Below are 20,926 nucleotides of genomic sequence, written 5' to 3'. Positions count from 1 at the left end.
ATATTCTGATTTGTACAATAGGGAATAATTTATCCCTATGCGAATCGTATTTCCGTACTTGTAAGAAAATGCTATACTTCCCAAATTTGTACAAAACAAATTAAGATGGAAAAGATAACAGATTACCAAAACGAATTATCAGGCAAAGTTGCTCTGGTAACAGGAGGAACAAAAGGAACCGGAAGAGCAATTGCAGAGCGTTTACAAAATGCCGGAGCTAAAGTGATTATTACGGCAAGAACAGAACTGGAAAATCCCAATCCGGATTTGCATTTTATTCCGGCCGATTTAAGCAGACAGGACAGTTCTGAGAAAATTGCTTCAATTGTATTTGAAAAATACGGAAAACTTGATATTCTCATCAATAATATGGGAGGATCAGAAACACCTGCGGGTGGTTTTAGTGTTTTAACAGATGCTCACTGGGAAGAAACCATACAAACGAATTTACTCGCACCTGTACGCTTAGACAAAGTTTTTCTGCCAAAAATGATTGCAAATAAAAGCGGTATCATTATTCATATCGCTTCGATTCAGGCAAAATTACCGCTGTACGATTCTACACTTCCGTATGCGGCAGCAAAAGCAGGATTAGTTAATTACAGCAAAGGTTTATCAAAAGAAGTTTCGTCTAAAGGCGTACGTGTTTTAACCATTTCTCCGGGATGGATTATGACCGAAGCATCTAAAAGAATGATGGAACGCATTTCGAACAGCAATAAAATATCTCTTAAAGAAGCAGAGGAGAGTGTCATGACCGCATTGGGAGGCATACCTTTTGGCAGAGCTGCGATGCCGGAAGAAGTTGCCGAACTTGCAGGATTTCTGGTATCGCCAAGAGCCGGTTATTTAACAGGAACAGATTTTGTAATTGACGGCGGTACAATCCCCACGATTTAATGAGATGAACTACTAACAGTAAAAACAAATAATATGGACTTACCAATTGTAATTAAAGATTTAGTAAACGCACAGAATCAGTGCGACAGCACGGCATTTGCCAATTGTTTTTCAGAAACTTCAACAGTATTTGACGAAGGCAGAAGTTATAAAGGCAGAAATGAAATAAAAACATGGATCGAAAAAGCGGGAAAGGAATATAACGCAGTAATGAAACCGCTTCACTATGAGGAAAATGAAAATCAAGGTGTTTTACAGGCAGAAGTTTCAGGAACTTTTCCGGGAAGTCCTCTGGTGCTGTATTATAATTTTGAATTTGATGAAAAGCTGATAAATTCTCTAAAGATTAATTCGTAACAAGATCCTAAAACTCCTTAAAACTTAAGGAGTTTTTTATTTTGCCTCATTTGTATTAGTCAGAAAAATGTTACCTGTAAATTAAATTTTAGTTAACTGCTTGCTTGTGTTTACATTTTAAAATAATTAATGTTGACATTTACAGGCTTATCAGAAATGCAGTAAACCATTTATTCTCTATTAACCGTTTTTATTTGACGTGCAAAACTATCTTATCCCTTCAGAAATCTCATGGCTTTCTTTCAATGCAGCTATTTTGGATGAAGCAGACGATGCCCGTAATTCATTATACGAAAGAATTAAATTTTTAGCGATACATTCTTCGAATCTCGATGAATTTTTCAGAGTGAAGATCAGAAAGCTGATGGTTAAAAATTCGAAAAAGAATAAAGAACTTCTGGATCAGATTTTGAAAGAAGTAAACCGCCAGCAAAATCGTTTTGGAGTCATCTGGAACGGTTCAATTCTGCCTGAATTGGAAGAAAACAATATAGTGTACTATGAAAATCAGGAACTGACCGAAGAACATCTGCACGAAATAGAATATTATTTTAAAAGTATTATCCTGTCTTATATTCAGGTTATTTACATTTCTGTAAATCAGCCCAAAACATACTTTTTGCACAATCGCAGTTTGTATTTACTGGTAAAATTAAAAGATTCAGCCGGAAATTTTAATTATGCCTATCTCAATATTCCGTCAGATAAACTACAAAGATACAAGCAGCTGCAAAGTCAGGGCGAAATGCATTATATTATCTCGATCGATACCATAATAAAGAAATGTTTGTCGTTTATATTTCCAAAAGGAAAAGTTGTTTCATGTTACGCCATCAAATTAAACCGCGATGAAAATTATTTAATAGATGATGAAAACTCAGGAGATTTGATTGCTAAAATTGAAGCAAAAATAGAAGAAAGAAAACGCGGTTCATCGACACGGTTTCTGTATGACTCCAACATGGATTCTGAAACCCTTTCAGTTTGCAAAAATGTATTCCGGCTGCGCAATAGCGAAATGATAAAAGGCGGGAGTCATCATAATTTGTATGATTTATTTCAGTTTCCAAATCCGGTGAAACCGTATCTTCAGGGAACACATTATCCGGGACTCAAACATCTGCCGTTTGAATGCAGCAAATCTATTTTTGAAGTTATAGAGAAACAGAATCAGCTGCTTCATTTTCCGTATCAGTCGTACTATTACGTACTTCAGTTTTTTAATCAGGCAGCAATTAACCGAAACGTTCTGGAAATAAAAATTACTTTATACCGTATTTCGTCGCAGTCCTTAATTGCAAATGCTTTGATAAGCGCTGCTAAAAACGGAAAAAAGGTAACAGTTTTTGTTGAGGTAAAAGCACGTTTTGATGAGTACAACAATTTATTCTGGTCGCGTGAAATGAAAAATGCCGGAATTAAAATCATTCAAAGTATGCCGAATTTAAAAGTTCATGCCAAAGCTGCAATGGTTACCATGAAAGATAAATACGGAAACAAGAAAAATTACTGCTATTTATCGACCGGAAATTTTAATGAAAATACGGCAGGTGTATACTCTGATTTTGGTTTTTTCTCTTCAGAAAAAAAATACGCAGACGATCTTAAAAAAATCTTTACTTTTTTAAAAACCAAGAAACAAACAGGCATGCCAAAAGAAATTCTGGCCGCTGGTTTTAATATGAAAGAGGAATTACTGGGATTAATTGATAACGAAATACAAAATAAAAAAGAAGGCAGGGAAGCCTCGGTATTGCTAAAAGTAAACGGAGTAGATGAAAAGGATATTATCAGGAAACTTATCGAAGCCAGCCAGGCAGGAGTAACCGTAACTTTAATTGTACGAGGTATCTGCACTTTGCTGCCGGGAATAAAAAATGTATCAGAAAACATCAAAATCTACCGTCTTGTTGGGATGTTTCTGGAACATTCGAGAATTTACAAGTTTGGAAATAACGGAAAAGAAAAAATCTATTTATCTTCTGCCGATATGTTAAGCCGAAATTTAAACAGACGAATAGAAGTTGCGTTTCCTGTACATGACGAAAAACATATTGCAGAAATCAATACAATTGTCCGGCTCCAACTGGAAGATAACACGAAGATGCGAGTGATAAACAGCGCAGGAAATAATCAATTAAATGTATCAGGTTTTACCGAAGAAAGATGTGCACAGACCGAAATTTATGATTGGATTGCCCGGCAGAATGAATAATCGGACCGGTTTATTTTTGAAGATTTTTGGTAATTCTGATATGTCGTATTTGAGAGAGACAGTCGCGAATAAGTTTTTTTATTTCTAAATAAGGTGTTTTGGGAGATAAACTAATATTGTATCTCACATTTTCCAGATATTTTCCAGCCGTAATTAAATCTGTTTCCAGTTTTTTTAATATGGCATTCTCTATGTTTTTACTCTTTTTGTAATAATGAATACAGTTTTGAAGATCTTCAATCTGACCGTCAAGATCCGATACGGCATTTTTTGAAACCGCCCGGCTGTAATAATACGAGAATTCCAGCGGATTTTCTTCGATTACTTTGTCAAAATCTTCAATTGCTTTAGAATGGTAATTTAAATTTTGAAAACATTTTGCCCTTAATTCGTAAGCTGCGGGATCGTATTCAGAATTTACAGCATTGTCTAAATAGAGCAAAGCTTCATCAAACCGGCTTGAAAGATAAAGCTCTTTTCCTTTTTGCAGGTTAACGAGATTCTGTGGGGGAAGCGTTTTAAAAAAAGCATCCTTAAACTTTGTTTCTAATTCGGCAAACCATTTCATACTTTAAAATTTAAGATTTATTATTATGAAATTAAGAGAAAAAAGAGGGAGCTAAAAATAAGATTTTTTTTAGAATATATTTGTCTCAAAAAGGAATTAATTTTACATCTTCTTAATAATGAGATGTTGATTCTGAAAAATAGTATAGTTTTTTCTTATAATTCTAAATGGTTTTCTATAGTAATAATAATATTATTTTAAATAGGATTTAAAAGACAAATCTGCCTCATTGCCTAACTTTGGCTGTAGTATAAACCGTAAAAGAATCTGTTTTTATTGTTTTTATCTGCATTTTTAAGCCCGAAATACCTTGTAATATTATGAAAACCATACAATTTAGAACCGACGATCTTACGCAGTACACCATAAACATTTCTCAAATTACGTGTATGTTTGCAGCCGAAGAATCCCTGGGCACATGGATTTATCTAAGCTGCGGCACTCGTTTAAAAACCTTATTGACCCTGGATCATATTTGGGAGATGATCAATAGTACTAAATAATAAATCTTCTAAAACAAAAAGTTCAGAGCAACTGCCCATACTGCCGTTGTAGCAAAACCCAGCAGTATACTGATGCCAATGGTAAGGTTAACGAGCCTGCTGTTTAAATGAAATTGTTCTGCTATAATAGAAGCCGTAATAAGCGTTGGCATAGAAGCTTCGAATATACTTATTTTGGCAGTATCTCCTTTAATGCCCAAAAGCAATGCGGCAGCAAGAACAAGCAAAGGAGCAATGAGTAATTTATAAAATACTGCCATAGAAATTTGCGGTGCTTTTCTTTTCCAGCCTTTAATATTTAGCTGCAGTCCCAGTGAGAACAATGCAAGTGGACCAATTGTTGCCGTTAATTTATCAAAAAAAGGATCGGCATATTGTAGCCATGAAAATTGCGAGAGTGCAAGAGCAAGTATACAGCCAATAACAGGAGGAAAAGTAATAAAACGTTTGACTATTAAAAGAGTCGATAACTTTTCTGTTGTTTTTCCGCTTTTCATAGCACCTATAATCCCAATTGTAGATAAAATAATGAACATGCTTTGATCGCAGATAATAGCGGTTTCCAGTTGTTTCTCGCCATAATACGCCATAATGAGCGGAAAACCTATAAAAGAAGTATTGCTGTAACCACTCGAAATTTCAAGACTGCTTCTTGAGCGTTTCGAATATTTCTTATATCTGCAGTAAGCATACATTAAAATATAACTTCCCGCGCAGATTATTACAGAAGATAAAATAGGAAAAATTAAATCTTTGCTCACTGCGATTTTCGGAATGTATTTGAGCGAAACTGCCGGAAGAGCAAGATAAAGAATAAAAGTGTTTATACCCTTGTGAGCATCAAAAGGAACAAGTTTGTATTTTTTAAAGATAATACCCGCTAGAGTGCAGAATACTATCAGGGCTATATTGGCCATTTTTTGTGGTATTGTTTAAAATCAACGATCTTTATTTTATTTCAAAAGTAATGGCGGTTAATGATAGTTTTACTGTAGAAATCCTATATCTTTATGTAGAATTACTATAGTTTTAAAACAATTCAATATGGCAAAGTTTAAGCAGTTTGAAGACTTGCAGATTTTGGATTTTGAGGCCGAAGTTTTTGAGTTTCCGATGCACAGCCAAAATTATTACGAGTTAATGTATATTTTCTCAGGAAAAGGGCTGCACTGGCTTAACGGGCATAGTCTGGAATACGAATCAGGGAGCTTTTTCCTGATTTCAAGCGAAGACGAACACTGGTTTGATATTCATGAGAAAACGTCTTTTACGGCCATTAAATTTACCGATGACTATTTTGCCAAATGGGAAAGCAGCCAGATACAGGGCTTCAAACAGATTTCTGAAAGGATTATGAGAAACAGACTTTTAAAAGAAATGAGGCTTTTTATCGATGAACCTAATAATGCGTTATTCAGGACTACTATGAAAAACATACAAAGCTTTCATCCCAGAAAAAAAGCTTCGGGTTCGTTGTTTGTTTTTCACCAGATCCTTTCCTTATTCGGACTTATTGAAGAAAACCTTCCTATAAAAGATATACCGTTTGAAAGCAGCCAGTCGCAGGATAAATTACTGGTTTCGTATATACACCAGAATATTTATTTTCCCGAAAAACTGCGAATTAAAGTAATCGCAGATTTGTTTAACATTGCCGAAAGTTATTTTGGAACGTACTTTAAACGTAATTTCGGAATGCGTTTTCAGGATTACACAAGCGAATATAAAATAGCTTTGATTAACAAAAGACTGAAATCCGGCAGTCAGACCATAAAGGAAATAGCAGAAGAATTTGGTTTTTTCGATGAAAGCCATCTCTCTCATTTTTATAAATCACGGACAAATAAGACGCCTGTTTTTCAGAAGAAAGGAATGAATAAAAATGAATAAAAAAAATGCTAAACCGAAAGATTTAGCATTCTTGATGTGTGATTTTTGATACTATTTTTTAATTATTTTTCTGTTAATACTTCCTTTTTCTGATTTGATTTTAAGGAAATAAACACCCTTTGCCAAATGTGCCAAATCTAATTGAAAAGATAATGCAGGGACAGTATTTTCAAATTCTTTAACTAATTTTCCGTTAACATCAATTACCGAAACTTTTTCAATTTTTGTGTTTGCCTGAATATTTACCAGACCAGCTGTTGGGCTTGGGTAAACTTTATATTGATCTGCATGGTTTTCAGAAACAGATAATGTGCTGGTAAATAATGTAGAAGCAGTATTTGTGACAATTTTAGGATTGAAATCGAAATAAATATCTGCTGTGTTTTTTACAATATCGCCAGCTGCGACATTTTTTAACGGTTTAATTTTATAGGTAATAAAACCATGTGAATCGGGTTCATTTGTTTTGTTGTCAGGAAGATGGATGTTATCAAAAATAAATTTAATTTCTTTACCATCTTTAATCTCAACTTTACCGCTGTGACTCATACTTTCGAGCTGCATAGAAGTCCAGTCCAGTTTATTGTCCAGGATGTTTTGTACTCTGACATTTATAGCACTTGCAGTACCTGTATTTTGAAAACGGATAATATAATGAAGAAATTCGCCGGAATTTTCCAGTAATACCTGACTTCCTTCAAGACAGTTAATGTCGTTTGGATCATACGAACCTATTACTTTTTGGTTCAATGTAAACGTATTATCTTTTTCTGTCTGATCTTCTCCAGAATCAGGAATTACAGTTACAGTCGAAACAAGCTGTTCATTGATATTGACTGCTGGCGGTGCAAAAACGGTGAAGTTTACATCGATAGTTTTGGTTTCAAAAGGTTTTAAATTTTTAAAATCAAAAGACAATGTACCGGCATTCTGTGCAGAAATATCTTCTGTAGCATTTATGAAACTTAGTTTGTCCTTATCGTATTCAAATTTTACAGTACCGTTTGTTGTTGTTGTACCATTATTTCGATATACGATGCGGTATTTAGTGCCAAAGCCCGGACGAGGTTCATTAATGGCCGGATACAAACTAATAGTAAGGTCGTTTATCTGGCCAATAGGAGCGATGCAAAAATCGGCTGAATAGTTGTTGTTTGCTCCTGACAAACTAAATGTATGCGATGTTGGATTGGAAACAAAATAGTCCGGCAGTTTTGAGGTAATGGCTGTGGTAAAATCCCCTTCGTTTGCTGCTGTAAAATAGACACCGTTTTGATCTGTAAAAGTGGCAAAACTATTGCTTCCGTTATTTGAAATAACCATAAGGTTACTTCCTTTTACATCGTCAGCAGAGCATCCATTAGAATCAGCATCAATAAGAACTTTTCCTTGTATGGTATTGCGCAAAGGACCTAAATTCTCAAAAACAGAAACTTTGCCAATTGTCCAACCGTAACCAAAGACTGTTAAAATATCAAGATCCCCGTCGTTATCGACATCGGCAGTTTTAACATCCTGGCCGACAAAGTAATCTGAGATTTCATGAATTATTTTTCCTGCTGCAAAAGAACCTTTTCCGTCATTTTCAAATAGTGTAAGTACACTTGATGTTCTCGAATTACCGGAAACTGTAAATACATCTATATCACCATCATTATCAATATCTGCTGCATGTATTGCTTTGCCTTCTATTGTTTCCTCTGTGATATCGTGTTTACTCATAAAATCGCCCTTTCCGGTAGTGTTCTCATACCAGATAACGGAATCAAAAGGTCTTCCGCCCTGAGCGCTTACCCCAACAATGTCGTTATCACCATCTCCATCAACATCGGCGGGATAGACAGCTTGCAGTTTGCTGAAAACAGAGTTATATACGAGCTCAAAATCTCCTAATCCATTTTTGTTTCGGTAGAAGTAAGTGTCTCTGCTAAATTCTGATGCAATAATATCCGGATTATTATCACCATCCATATCAGCTATTTCCATCGAGGTCAGCGAACTGTTATTATTTTGTGTATCTGCGATTATTAATTCAGGACCAAAGTTTCCTTTTGAGTCATTTTTATACCATGAAATTTTGGCTGATTCGTATACACCGCAAATTATATCCATATCACCATCGCCATCTATGTCTTTAGCCCGAATAATGGTTGGCGAGCTTTTACTGTTAATGACATGTTGTATATTAAAATTTCCCAGTCCATCGTTTTCATACCAAAACAGCACCGATTTATTGGTACAAATAATATCCAGATCGCCGTCTCCGTCAAGATCTGCAGGATATGCATAAGGTGTAATATTTCCAGAAGTAACACTTTCGGTAATAATGTGCTGTTTACCATAAAAACCCAGACCATCTGTGTTTTCAAGCCATGCCAGTTTAGCATCGTCTTTTGAATTTACTAGCAGATCGATATCATTGTCGCCGTCAAAATCTCCTGAATAAACGTGGGTTGGGTTTTGAATTCTTCTGGCAATTATTTCCTGTCTTCCAAAATTACCATTTCCGTCATGTTTGTACCAGGCGACTTTATCATCATCCTCAGACGCTGAAATCAAGTCCTTTATTCCGTCTCCGTCAATATCGGCCATTACTACATCTTTTACGCCAAAAGCGGTATTGGTAATTACCTGCTTCGCGCTTAAATTGCCTGTACCTGCAGCGTTGTTCATCCATCCAATTTCATTTTTAGCTGTATATACAACATCAACTTTAGTATCATTATTGATATCAGTTACTAAAACTTTCTGGCTTTCAGTAACATCAGATGTAATAATAATTTCGCTGTCAAAAGTTCCTAAGCCATCAATATTTTTATACCACAACACCTGGTTTTTAGATGCTGATGAGACAATTACATCCTTATCTCCATCATGATCGATATCTGCAGTTGTAATAGAAGTCAATCCGCGTGCAGACATTGTTATTATCTGCGGTGCGCTGTAAGTACCTTTTCCATCTAGGTTTTTAAGCCAGGCAATTTTGCTGTAATCTCTGTAGCCAATGATAATATCCTGATCTCCATCGCCATCGAGATCGTCTGCACTTAGGGCTGACGCTAAAAGTAAGTCATCACGATTGCTTGTAATTACTTGTTCTTGTCCAAAATTTCCTGTACCGTCGTTTTTGAACCATACAAGTTTAGGCTGCGTAACAGTGGGAACATTGTTACTGTAATAACAGAGAATGTCTATAGTACCGTCACCATCAATATCTGTTAGTACAGCGGGGTTTAAATCTCGTGAACCAAGTGTAAATGATTGCGCAGCTGTGAAATTTCCTGAGCCATTGTTTTTGTAAATAGTAAGTTTGTTTGACACAGAAACTAATATATCCATGTCTCCGTCTTTATCAAAGTCGAAGGTATATAAAGCTCCCGCACTTCCATTTGTTGCGGCAATAGTTTTCTTTTTTTCAAAGCTTCCTTTACCGTCAGCATTTTCATACCAGTTTAGCTGTTGATTTCCAAAAGTGATGACATCAAGATCATTGTCACCATCAAGATCTGCTGCTTTAACCAATTGAGGCCGGTAAGTAGCATGAGGACTTCCTATAGCTATGCTTTCTTCAAATCCGGTCTGTCCGTAAAAATTTATTGAAACTGTTAATAATAGTAATAAAAGTAGTTTTATTTTCATATATAAATGGTTAGGTTTTAAAATTTTCAAAAAATTAAGAAATATTGCTTCAAAAATATAAAAATAAATACTTGTTAAAACGAAATAGTAAACATTTTTAACGAGAATTTCCAGTGCTTAAATACGCTGTAATTTCGTATGAAAAATCAAGAAATTTGACAGTAATAAGAATTTGACTCCGTAATAAAAAGAAAGAGCTTCCTGTTTAGGAAACTCTTTTTAGAAAGGCATCATATTTTTACTTCAAATTCTCTTTAAAGAACTTTTCCATTTTAGCAAAAGGGATAATCTCTTTCTGTTTTTATAGTAATCGAATTCTTAATTGAAACCCCTTTTTTAAATACTGAAGATTTGTCCTAAACTGTTCGTAAAACACCTCCGTCAGCTCTTAGTGAAGCTCCGTTTGTGGCTAATGACAGCGGACTTGCAAGATAAGCGGCAAGCGAGGCAATCTCAGACGGATCTATAAAACGCTGCAGTAAAGAATGCGGATTTGTCTGCTGCATAATAATGTTTTTCATTTGTTCCGTCTCAATCTGCTGCATCGAGGCAATTTGTTCTATAGCCGAAGCCGCGCCGTCAGAGTAGGTTGGTCCGCCCAGGATTGTATTTACAGTGACTTCGGTTCCGATTGTTAGTTTAGATAAGCCATTTGCGACAGCTGTCATAGCGGCTTTTGTCATTCCGTAATGAATCATATTTCCGGGAATGTTTACGCCTGATTCACTGCTTATAAAAACAATTCTTCCTGATTTTTTCTGTAACATCTGCGGTAATAGTTTCTTCGAAAGTCTGACAGAACTCATTACATTGATTTCAAAAATTTTATACCAGTCTTCATCTTCAAGATCTTCGAAGTTTCTTAAATCAAAAACTCCAACATTATTAATCAGAATGTCAATGTCAGAAAGCTGATCTGCTAATTTACTGACTTCCTCTTTTTTTTCGAAATCGGCTTTTATTCCGGATATTTCAGCATTAGGAAATTCTGTTCGTAGTTTTATAACCGCTTCATTTATTTTTTCTTCGTTTCTTCCGTTAATAATGACAGCTGCTTTTTCAGCCAGTAACTGCTTTGCAATTGCAAAACCAATTCCTTGTGTCGAACCGCTTATAAAAGCTGTTTTTCCTTCTAATTTTAAATCCATTTTTTTTATACTTATTTTTGTAATGATTGATACATAAATGGTCAAAAAAATTAGCTGATAACAGCTAATTGCATTTCGATCTGATTTTTTAAGACATTTTTGTCGGGATACATTCTGCGCAGCGTATTAAGCCCGCACCAAAACGTGATAAGATATTTTCCGAGAATGTCGGGAGCAGTTTGTGTTTTTATACGGCCTTTTGTTTGTTCGTCTTTTATAACTTCAGTAAACATTTGTTCGACTTCTTTTAAAATTTCAACCGCATCAGCTTCAAGACCTTCGTCTATAAAAGTCATTTCTACAACCGTATTGGCAATGATGCATCCTTTTAAATGCTCATTTTTAGCAGCTTCTGCAATACTTCTAAAAAAATCTTTAATCAGTTCTAATGGAGATTCACTTCTGTTTAATTCGTTTTTAAAAGACTCAAAAGCAAGTCTGCGTTCCTGAACAGCTTTTTTAAAAACCTCTTTTTTTCCTCCTTTAAAGGTGTTGTAAAAACTTCCTGCGCCTGCACCGGTTGCTTTTTGTAAATCGCTTAAAGAGGTCGCGTTGTAGCCTTTCTGCCAAAAAAGTTCCTGTGCTTTTTTTATAATATTAGAATCTTCGTAAATAGTCGGGCGTCCGCGCATTTTGTTTTATTTTGTAATAATCGATACAAAATTATATAAAAACAGAATTAGAAACAATTTTTAACTACAATATTTATAAATTAAAGATTTAATCGCTGATTATCAATCTTTTATTTGAATTAATTATTTCTGATCTTTTCCCGAAATTCCAAAGGTGCCATTTGTGTACGTTTTTTAAAAAGCGTACTGAAAGACTGCGGATGTTCAAAACCAAGATTGTAGGCAATCTCGCTGACCGTTAACTCGGTTGCGGATAGTTTTTCTTTCGCTTTATTAATCAGTTTTTCATAAATATGTTCTTTTGTATTCCGTCCTGTATGAATTTTGAGGAAATCACTTAAATAATTTGGTGAAAGATTGAGGGCTTCGGCAATTAAACTAACGCTTAAAAGACCTTTTTCGGCAGTACTTTCATTAGTATAATACTCATTTATAAACCTTTCAAATTTTGTTAGCAGTGCATGACTGTTACTTTTACGGGTTATAAACTGTCTCTCGTAAAAACGGCTTGAATAATTTAAAAGCAGATCAATCTGCGACAAAATAATCTCCTGGGTATGGCGGTCGATATGCTGGCATTCTTTGTCGATACGGTCCAGAATTTCGATCAGATAGTTTTCTTCCTGTTCAGATAGATGCAGTGCTTCGTTTACGGCATAAGAGAAAAAGCCAAAATCAAATATCCTTTGTGACAGCGGATGTTTCAGAAGAAAATCTTCGTGGAATATCAGTAAATAACCCGCTCCGCACTCTACATTTTGAAGATCGAGATACTGCACCTGATTGGGTGCAGTAAAACTGAGTACGCCTTTGTCATAATCATAATGTCCCTGACCGTATTTGATTTTTCCTTTTGCATCTCTCTTTAAAGCAACGCAATAGAATTTATTGACGAAACCTTTCCAGATTTCATCATCCAGAAAAACACTTTCGGATAAGTTTATAACACTTACCATAGGATGTTTGGGCTCCGGAAGAGAGAGCAGGCGGTGAAAAGCAGATACAGAGGCAATGGTATTCATAACAGCGTCTTTTTAAGTTTAGTTCTTTTAGTAGTCTAAGAGTCCCATACTAAATTCATCATACGGAGCTCCGGTATCTGTTCCCAAAGGTACGATACTTTCCAGTTTTTGAATGTCATTCGGAGTCAGTTCTATATTGGCAGTAGCGATATTCTGTTCCAGATACTTTCTGCGTTTGGTTCCCGGAATAGGTACAATTCCTTTATTGATGATCCATGCAAGAGCAAGCTGTGATGACGTTACATTTTTTTCTTCGGCCATTTTTTCGACCGCTTTCACCAGTTCAATATTTTTATGGAAATAGTTTTCCTGAAAACGCGGAATTGCTCTTCGGAAATCATTTTCGGGAAGATCATCTATTGAACGAATCTCTCCTGATAAAAAGCCGCGTCCCAGAGGAGAATAAGCCACAAAACTAATTTTTAGTTCTTCCAGTGTTTTTAATACGCCTTTTTCTTCTGCGGTTCTTTCAAATAAAGAATATTCGCTTTGAACGGCTGTTATGGGATGAACATTGTGTGCTTTTTTAATAGTTTCAGATGACACTTCCGAAAGTCCGATGTATTTCACTTTTCCTTCCTTAACCAGATCGCTCATGGCATCAACCGTTTCTTCTATCGGTGTGTTTTTGTCCAGACGGTGCATGTAATACAGATCGATATAATCGGTATTCAAATTTTTTAGTGAACGTTCTACCGCTTTTTTGATATAGTTTCTGCTTCCGTTAATGGCCCAGGTTATTTTGTTATTGTCATCGATTTCCCAGCCAAATTTTGTTGCCAGAATGTACTTGTCACGTTCATTTCCTATGGCTTTTGCAATCAGCTGTTCGTTTTTTAAAGGACCGTACAAATCAGCCGTATCGAGAAAATTACCTCCCAGTTCGAGCGAACGGTGGATGGTTTGTATTGCTTCTTTCTCATCTGCGGGACCGTACATGTTTCCTTCTTCAAAACCGGTCATTCCCATACATCCCAAACCTATTGGCGGAATGATTAATCCCTGATTTCCTAATTTTATCTGTTTCATCTTGTATAATTTTATTTGAATGCAAATTTCATAAGAAAAGGCATGATCAGAGGTTTGCAGATTACAGAAGATTGTATGCAGATTACAGATGGATGTAAAAGCTTAGTCAAAGTTTGATACGATATTCTATTTGGTAAAATATTCTCTCAGTTCCCGGTCTCTCTTTTTTTATTTTCAATTTCAACTTTAAATTTACCCCAGTATTTACCGTCAGCCATTTGCGAGTGGCCAATAACCAAAATGTAATCTCCTTTTTGTTCAATATTGGTTTTCAGTTCAATACCAAAAGGTCCGTCTGAGGTTTTATCCGGAAAGATAATTTGGTTAAAACGAATGTTCCCTAAACCCGGCTCCGGAATAATCTTTCCGTTCAGTTTGGCGGGGTATTCATTTTTAAATTTGATATAAACGTGAGATTGGATAGAATCGACTAAACCTTCTGCTGTAAATAAACCATTTTCATTCTTGTAATTCATAAAAATAGTATCACCCATTTGTTTATTTTCTTTCATTTCCTTTTTGGCAGGAGATGGAGATTCGGTCACAGGAACAGCTGTATTTTTGTTTTCTTTCTGCTGACAGGAAAAAAAGAAAATTGAAAGTAATAGGATTAGAAAATTTTTCATAATGATCAATTTTTAGTAAAGCATTTCAAATTTACCTTCTTTGTACGAATCATTTGTTACATAATAGCATTCAAACTTTACAGTCTTATATTATCGGCAAAAATGCCATATTACTCGGTTATGATGCGTATATTTGGAAGAGTAAAAAAATTAAGCCATTTATGAAGAAGATAGGATTTTTATCATTTGGGCATTGGTCCAATAATCCGTCCTACCAAACTCGTACAGCGGGAGATACATTACTCCAATCGATTGATCTGGCTGTGGCTGCAGAAGAAATAGGAGTAGACGGAGCTTATTTTCGTGTACATCATTTTGCGCAGCAGCTGGCGTCGCCTTTCCCTTTACTTTCGGCCATTGGTGCCAAAACAAGCAAAATTGAAATAGGGACAGGTGTAATCGATATGCGGTATGAAAATCCGTTGTATATGCTGGAAGATGCCGGTGCAGCCGATCTGATTTCAGGAGGACGTTTGCAGCTTGGAATCAGCAGAGGATCACCGGAGCAGGTTATTGACGGCTGGAGTTATTTTGGTTATGAACCAGAGAAAGGTGAAACCGATGCCGACATGGGACGCAAAAAAGCATTAGATTTTTTAGAAGGATTAAAAGGAGAAGGATTTGCAGAGCCGAATCCGTATCCGATGTTCCCGAATCCGCCGGGATTGCTTCGTGTCGAGCCGCATTCTGAAGGATTAAGAGATCGAATCTGGTGGGGAGCAGGATCTAACGCAACCGCTGTCTGGGCTGCCGAAAATGGTATGCACCTGCAGAGTTCAACTCTCAAGTTTGACGAAAGCGGGAAACCTTTTCATATCCAGCAGGCAGAGCAGATACGATTGTATAAAGAAGCCTGGAAGAAAGCCGGGCATGATCGTGAACCAAGGGTTTCTGTAAGCCGTTCGATTTTTGCAATTGTCAACGAGCAGGACCGATACTATTTTGGCGGACAAGGCAAAGGCTCAGATAGTTTTGGATATATTGAACCAGAGAAAAGGGCAGTCTTTGGAAAAAGTTATGCCGCCGAACCGGATAAATTAATAAAAGAACTCGCCGAAGACGAAGCCATCAAAGAAGCAGATACCGTGTTGCTGACTATTCCTAACACCCTGGGTGTTGATTATAATGTGCACATATTATCTTCTATTCTGGAACATGTAGCTCCGGAATTAGGCTGGCGCTAACGTTTTAAAAAAGAACATTTAAAAGCCCCTGATTTTAATAAATCGGGGCTTTTGCTTTATTATGCTGTGGGATTTCGTGTTTTGGCTAATCATTTATATGTAAGACCATTTGTATATCGACTCTTTTGTAAGGAGAAGAAATGCCTTTTATCTCTTTAAAACCTAACTTTTCGTATAGTTTAATTGCCGGTCCAAGTTTGGTATTGCTTTCCAGGTAAATTTTTGAGGCACCCTGTGCTGCTGCCCATTTTATGGCATTTTGTGCCAGTAAAAATCCGGCGCCTTTTCCTTGTGCTTTTGGACTTACCGCCATTTTTACCAATTCGTAATCAAAATCTGTATGTTCACTTTTCAGCATGGCACAAACCCCAACAACTTCGTCGTTTAAAATTGCCGAAAAAATTTCACCTCCTTTATCAATAATGTATTCCTGAGGATGATCTAAAGCTTTTAGATCACTGGGTTCAATTTCAAAATAAGCAGCAATCCATTCTATATTTAAATCTTTAAATGCTTTTTGATATTTAGTATTGTAGGTTACTATTTCCGGTTTGTCCGGATTATTCTTGTATTCCATAATTTTATTAAATGCTGTTTTTAACTATTTTGCCTAATTTTTTAATACTGTCTTCTACACGTTCATTCCACTCAAGAGCATAAGTAAGTCTCATGCAATTATTATACTGGTTGTATTGCGAAAAAATTCTGCCGGGAGCAAAATTGATTTTTTGTGCTAAAGCTTTATTAAATAAATCTGTTGTAGAAATTCGCTGATCCAGTTCCAGCCATAACATGAAACCTCCTTTTGGCTGTGATATTTTTGTATTATCAGGAAAGTAAGATTCAACGGCACGATTTATCTGCAGAAAGTTAGTATAAAGTTTGTTTCTGAAGTTCCTTAAATGATGATCGTAGCGGCCGTGTTCTAAAAAATCTGTAATTACATCAGAATATAAAGAAGGACTGCAGACGGTTTGAACCAGTTTCTGACGAATTATTTTATTTTTAAATTTACCCGGAGCAATCCAGCCGACTCTATATCCCGGTGCAAGTGTTTTTGAAACAGATCCTATCCATAGTACAAGACCTTCTTCATCATAAAATTTACAAGGTTTAGGACGTTCAGTGCCAAAATAAAGATTGCCGTAAATATCATCTTCAATTAAAGGAATATTATAAGCAGTTATCATTTTGACTAATTCTTTTTTATTTTCATCGGGCATTTGAAAACCCATCGGATTGTTAAAATTACTTACAATACAGCAAGCCGTTATTTCGGGCATCACTTTTTTTAATGCATCCAAATCGAGTCCGTACAACGGATGTGTTGGAATTTCAACTGCTTTTAGCCCTAACATTTTAATGGCCTGAAGTATTCCAAAATACGCCGGACTTTCTACGGCAACGCTGTCTCCGGGAGAAGTCACTGCCATTAAAGCATTATAAACAGCACTCATTGCACCGGACGTAATTACAAGATCGTCTTCGGTAATTTTGCCTTCCATTACTAATGACCATTTTGCAATGGCCCGTCGTAAATCTTCTGTACCCTGTACCGGCTCATACGAAGTCCCTGCATCATTTCTGTTTCGTACGGTGGTAATAATACTTTTGTTCAGTTTTGTTAACGGCAGAAAGTTTTTTCCGGGAATACCCAATGCAAATTGAGTCACATCTGACTGATTAAGAGTGCCAAAAACTTTATCAATTAAATCTTCGGGAGTATTTTTGGTTTCTTCCTGATTAATTGTAGCAACGCTGGGCAGCTCTAAATTTCGCTGCGAACTTTTACTCACAAAAAATCCCATTTTGGGACGGGATTCAATCATTGACCGGCTCTCCAGTTCCAGGTAAGCTAATTTTATAGTATTTAAACTAACATTATAAAGCGTATGCGCACTTCGTACCGAGGGCAGTTTATCACCAATCAGCAAAGTCTCATTGTGAATCTGGTCTTCGATAATTTTAGCAACCTTTAAGTATAATGTTTCCGTTTTTTTCATTTTGATCTTTGACTAATTAAGTTCAAGCCATTCAGCTATACAATTACTGCTTTCTTTGAGCTGTTTCGCATCACTAAAATTATCATTTCTTTTTTTCTTAAGAAAATAGGATATGTAGTTTGTAAATTCGGTTTTTTCATCTGCATTTAAAGCGCCGTTTTCAAAAATTGCATAGTTTACATTGTGATCCTTATCAAGAACCAGACTGGCAAATGCAATTATTTTATTCTCTTGTTGACATAGTAAAAACGGAATTCCAAAGGATGTTTTTTTTGAATCATTTTTGTGCGAGTACTGGTGAAATATATCCTGAAGGCTGTTAATATCGAACACATATACTTCTCTAAATTTTAATTGTATTAAATTTTGAGTTTTTGTTTCCATATCTTTTTTCTGCAAAATTAAAGGGATGTTAAAAATAGATACAGATACAGAAATCGTTATTTTTATGGATACAGATTTAAAGTGGAAATCTGGGGCTGAATTGTACCAGGCGGCTTCGTTTTTTTCTTTACTTTAGCAGAGAAGTACAGATACAATTCCGGCAGCTGTGAAAAATAGTAATACCTATCATAAACTTCCAATACTGGATGGTCTTGAGCTCTTAAATGCTCAGAACAATACAGTTAGTTTTCCATATCATACACATGATACGTTTAATATTGCGCTGATTTTAAAACATACTTTCGATACTAAGCTTACAGATAAACATTTACATGCTCCGGCAGGAACCTTATCGATTACCAATCCGTATGAGGTGCATGCAACGCCCTGCGACGGAAAAACCGGAAATTCCTTTTTTACCTTTTACATCGCACCGGATGTTATGAAAAGGCTCAACAATAACAACGAGGTTTTCTTTGATGAGAAAATCGTTTACGATGAGCAGCTGTTTTGGGATTTTTATTTCTTATCTCAAAATTTCGGTAATAGTGAAATTAATGTTGAAAAGATATTACTCACCATCTTAGAAAAACTGATACAGCGATGGGGAAAAAATAAAATGTTTAAAAATGCCGAAATCAATTTGTTTTCAAGATTTTTAGAAGACAGAATAGGCGAGAAGTTTTCACTCCAAGAATCCGCAAAAAGTTTTGGGCTTGACAAATATAAATTTCTGCGCTTGTTTAAACATGAAACGGGACTGACTCCAAACAATTATATCATTTTAAAACGAATCGAAAAATCAAAGATTCTCCTGAACGAAGGTCTTGAATTAGGCGACGCGGCAATTGAAAGCGGATTTTATGATACAGCCCATTTTTGCCGGAAATTTAAAGAATTTACGGGCGTAACGCCATCGCAGTATAAAATATCTTAAGAACATAAAGCTGCAATATTGTACAATAACCTTTCGCTAAAGCATTGTACATTTGGGTTTTCCTAATTGCATCTAAAATGAAAAAGATATTTTTTTTGATATTTTTGGCAGTATGTCTTTTTATTTCTGCAAAAGCACAACAGAAAAAGGAAACGGTCAAACTAAACCATCTTATTGAAAATCTTGAGATAAGAAAAAATGAAGAACATTTCTTTACCATCAGTCTTACTGAAAACACGTATTATACCATAAACGTACAGCAGCAGGGAATCGATCTGGTTGTTTCGCTTACTGGCAGCGACGCGAAATTACTGGCTGAAGTTGACTCTCCAAACGGTACAACGGGGCCTGAGAAAATTTTGTTTTCTCCTGATAAAACAGCTGAGTTTACAATAGGAATTAAACCGCTTGATGAAAAATCAAATCCGCAGACAGGGAAATATACAATTGAAGTTCAAAAAGTTTCAAATACACTCAAAAAGATTCCGGTTAAGGATCTTTTGTCAGATTTTAATTTACTGCAAAATGCGTATTATGAAACCAGAATTGGTCTTTGGTACAATTCCAGAACACAATTTGACAGTATTTGCAGCCTTCAAAAAAGCAAGATAACAAAACCTATGAATGCGCTGGAATTCTACCGGATTCTGGCTCCTGTAGTTTCGTTTACCAAAGAAGGGCATTGCAACATCAAAATTTCGGATGAAATAACAGCGTATTTAAAACAAAAAGGAACGTATCTGCCTTTTGGAATCAAGGTTTTAGGTAAAAAAATATATGTTATAAATGACTTTAAAGAATTTAAACTAAAAGGCTTGGTGCTCTCCGGGATAAATGGAGAATCTATAGAAAGTATTATGAAAAAAATGCTGGACATAGAACCCGCCGACGGATTTAATATGACCAGTAAATACCGCTGGATCGAAGGTTCGTTTTCTAAATATTACGCGCGCTATTTTCCGGAATCAAAATTTAATAAACTGGAACTTGTAAATCCGGAGAATGGTGAAAAAGTGGTGTATGAAAATGTGCCTTCATGCAATTTTAAAGACTTTACAAAACTATATGAAGAAATTAAAAAATCAATTCCAAATTATACATTTAGTAAAGCATCCGATTTTTCATTAGATGCCAAAACCTCAACGGCAGTCATTACAGTAAATACCTTTAGTCTTGGTAGTTACAATGATAAACGAAAAGGGTTTCAGACCTTTCTTGAAAAAGCATTCGACAGTATTTCTTCTCAAAAAATAAAGAACCTCATTGTAGATATCAGAAAAAATGAAGGCGGCGAACAGGGTATGGAAGACCATTTTTTGTCTTATCTGACGAATCAGGAATATAAAAAATACAACTATGTTGAAATTCCCGGATTTACCTATTCCTTTTTGGAACATACCAATTACGCAAATGAAAAAGATACTCTAATTGCAGAATTAAAAGAAGACTTTTATCTCGCTGAAGATGGCAGGTATTTAAACAAAAAAGGACATTATGAAGGCGAAAAACCAAACGCAAAAAACTTTAAAGGCGATTTGTATATCTTGATTTCCGGGCTTACTTTTTCCGGTGGATCAGAGTTTGCTGCACTGGCAAAAAACTATACCCGGGCAAAATTCATTGGAGAAGAAACGGGAGGAGGCTATTACGGAAATTCAAGCGGCAGTTTTCTTAGTTTCACACTTCCGCATACAAAAATTACAGGAAGGATTCCGTTATGTAAATTCGTAATAGAACCCAAAGAGAATAAAATCCCTTTTGGGCGGGGAGTAATGCCTGATTACGAAGTACAGCCTCGTATTAAAGATTATTTTTCCGGATATGACAGGGAAATGGAATATGTAAAAGAATTAATCGCATCCAAAAAATCGTAGAAATCCTCATGTAAT

Annotated in this window: 19 protein-coding genes; 8 read left to right on the top strand and 11 right to left on the bottom strand. The window is 35.7% G+C overall.

Translation table 11 applies throughout. From position 1 onward, the window contains the following. Positions 1 to 105: 105 nt before the first annotated feature. The 3 genes from OZP11_RS03975 to ppk1 all read left to right on the top strand — a co-directional run bounded on the left by OZP11_RS03975 (position 106) and on the right by ppk1 (position 3,472). Positions 106 to 900: an SDR family oxidoreductase gene (locus tag OZP11_RS03975; RefSeq protein WP_281233927.1), complete on the top strand. Its 795-nt coding sequence runs from the start codon at positions 106 to 108 to the stop codon at positions 898 to 900. 33 nt (positions 901 to 933) lie between these two features. Beyond that, positions 934 to 1,257, top strand: coding sequence for a nuclear transport factor 2 family protein (locus tag OZP11_RS03970; protein WP_281233926.1), 324 nt, complete (start codon positions 934 to 936; stop codon positions 1,255 to 1,257). A 199-nt stretch (positions 1,258 to 1,456) separates the two neighbouring features. Continuing rightward, positions 1,457 to 3,472, top strand: a complete 2,016-nt coding sequence (ppk1, locus tag OZP11_RS03965; protein WP_281233925.1) for a polyphosphate kinase 1 — start codon at positions 1,457 to 1,459, stop codon at positions 3,470 to 3,472. Positions 3,473 to 3,482: 10 nt separating this feature from the next. Here ppk1 and OZP11_RS03960 read toward each other — a convergent pair whose 3' ends face one another. Then, positions 3,483 to 4,040, bottom strand: coding sequence for a tetratricopeptide repeat protein (locus OZP11_RS03960; RefSeq protein WP_281233924.1), 558 nt, complete (start codon positions 4,038 to 4,040; stop codon positions 3,483 to 3,485). A gap of 320 nt (positions 4,041 to 4,360) precedes the next feature. Between OZP11_RS03960 and OZP11_RS03955 the strand changes: the two genes are divergently transcribed. Then, entirely contained in the window at positions 4,361 to 4,543 is a 183-nt protein-coding gene (locus OZP11_RS03955) for a hypothetical protein (protein ID WP_281233923.1), read from the top strand. A gap of 8 nt (positions 4,544 to 4,551) precedes the next feature. Here OZP11_RS03955 and OZP11_RS03950 read toward each other — a convergent pair whose 3' ends face one another. Beyond that, positions 4,552 to 5,460, bottom strand: a complete 909-nt coding sequence (locus OZP11_RS03950) for an AEC family transporter (RefSeq protein WP_281233922.1) — start codon at positions 5,458 to 5,460, stop codon at positions 4,552 to 4,554. Positions 5,461 to 5,587: 127 nt separating this feature from the next. Here OZP11_RS03950 and OZP11_RS03945 point away from each other — a divergent pair, with 127 nt between their 5' ends. Further along, positions 5,588 to 6,433 (top strand): helix-turn-helix domain-containing protein, encoded by an 846-nt coding sequence (locus OZP11_RS03945; RefSeq protein WP_281233921.1) that lies wholly within the window; start codon positions 5,588 to 5,590, stop codon positions 6,431 to 6,433. A 51-nt stretch (positions 6,434 to 6,484) separates the two neighbouring features. Here OZP11_RS03945 and OZP11_RS03940 read toward each other — a convergent pair whose 3' ends face one another. The 6 genes from OZP11_RS03940 to OZP11_RS03915 form a co-directional block, all read right to left on the bottom strand. Then, positions 6,485 to 10,072, bottom strand: coding sequence for a T9SS type A sorting domain-containing protein (locus OZP11_RS03940; RefSeq protein ID WP_281233920.1), 3,588 nt, complete (start codon positions 10,070 to 10,072; stop codon positions 6,485 to 6,487). Between the two features lie 356 nt (positions 10,073 to 10,428). Continuing rightward, a complete protein-coding gene (locus OZP11_RS03935) occupies positions 10,429 to 11,220 on the bottom strand; it encodes an SDR family NAD(P)-dependent oxidoreductase (RefSeq protein ID WP_281233919.1) in 792 nt (263 codons plus the stop codon). Positions 11,221 to 11,270: 50 nt separating this feature from the next. After that, positions 11,271 to 11,852, bottom strand: coding sequence for a TetR/AcrR family transcriptional regulator (locus OZP11_RS03930; RefSeq protein WP_281233918.1), 582 nt, complete (start codon positions 11,850 to 11,852; stop codon positions 11,271 to 11,273). Positions 11,853 to 11,971: 119 nt separating this feature from the next. Continuing rightward, positions 11,972 to 12,874 carry a helix-turn-helix domain-containing protein gene (locus OZP11_RS03925; protein ID WP_281233917.1) on the bottom strand — a complete coding sequence of 301 codons (903 nt, stop codon included), beginning with the start codon at positions 12,872 to 12,874 and terminating at the stop codon, positions 11,972 to 11,974. 27 nt (positions 12,875 to 12,901) lie between these two features. Beyond that, a complete protein-coding gene (locus OZP11_RS03920) occupies positions 12,902 to 13,903 on the bottom strand; it encodes an aldo/keto reductase (protein ID WP_281233916.1) in 1,002 nt (333 codons plus the stop codon). A gap of 146 nt (positions 13,904 to 14,049) precedes the next feature. Then, positions 14,050 to 14,529, bottom strand: coding sequence for a hypothetical protein (locus OZP11_RS03915; RefSeq protein WP_281233915.1), 480 nt, complete (start codon positions 14,527 to 14,529; stop codon positions 14,050 to 14,052). A 161-nt stretch (positions 14,530 to 14,690) separates the two neighbouring features. Between OZP11_RS03915 and OZP11_RS03910 the strand changes: the two genes are divergently transcribed. Continuing rightward, complete coding sequence (locus OZP11_RS03910; RefSeq protein ID WP_281233914.1) at positions 14,691 to 15,713, top strand: LLM class flavin-dependent oxidoreductase; 1,023 nt, start codon at positions 14,691 to 14,693, stop codon at positions 15,711 to 15,713. A gap of 85 nt (positions 15,714 to 15,798) precedes the next feature. Here OZP11_RS03910 and OZP11_RS03905 read toward each other — a convergent pair whose 3' ends face one another. Genes OZP11_RS03905 through OZP11_RS03895 form a run of 3 tightly spaced genes read right to left on the bottom strand, consistent with a single transcriptional unit; the run spans position 15,799 to position 18,100 of the window. Then, positions 15,799 to 16,290, bottom strand: a complete 492-nt coding sequence (locus tag OZP11_RS03905; RefSeq protein ID WP_281233913.1) for a GNAT family N-acetyltransferase — start codon at positions 16,288 to 16,290, stop codon at positions 15,799 to 15,801. 7 nt (positions 16,291 to 16,297) lie between these two features. Further along, a complete protein-coding gene (locus OZP11_RS03900) occupies positions 16,298 to 17,716 on the bottom strand; it encodes an aminotransferase-like domain-containing protein (protein ID WP_281233912.1) in 1,419 nt (472 codons plus the stop codon). A 12-nt stretch (positions 17,717 to 17,728) separates the two neighbouring features. Further along, complete coding sequence (locus OZP11_RS03895; protein WP_281233911.1) at positions 17,729 to 18,100, bottom strand: hypothetical protein; 372 nt, start codon at positions 18,098 to 18,100, stop codon at positions 17,729 to 17,731. A gap of 166 nt (positions 18,101 to 18,266) precedes the next feature. Between OZP11_RS03895 and OZP11_RS03890 the strand changes: the two genes are divergently transcribed. Together OZP11_RS03890 and OZP11_RS03885 are read left to right on the top strand one after the other, a co-directional pair. Next, positions 18,267 to 19,037: an AraC family transcriptional regulator gene (locus OZP11_RS03890; RefSeq protein ID WP_281233910.1), complete on the top strand. Its 771-nt coding sequence runs from the start codon at positions 18,267 to 18,269 to the stop codon at positions 19,035 to 19,037. 77 nt (positions 19,038 to 19,114) lie between these two features. Further along, complete coding sequence (locus tag OZP11_RS03885; RefSeq protein WP_281233909.1) at positions 19,115 to 20,911, top strand: S41 family peptidase; 1,797 nt, start codon at positions 19,115 to 19,117, stop codon at positions 20,909 to 20,911. Positions 20,912 to 20,926 lie beyond the last annotated feature (15 nt).

Source organism: Flavobacterium gelatinilyticum (assembly GCF_027111295.1).
GTDB lineage: Bacteria > Bacteroidota > Bacteroidia > Flavobacteriales > Flavobacteriaceae > Flavobacterium > Flavobacterium gelatinilyticum.
This window is presented reverse-complemented; position numbering and strand designations above follow the sequence as displayed.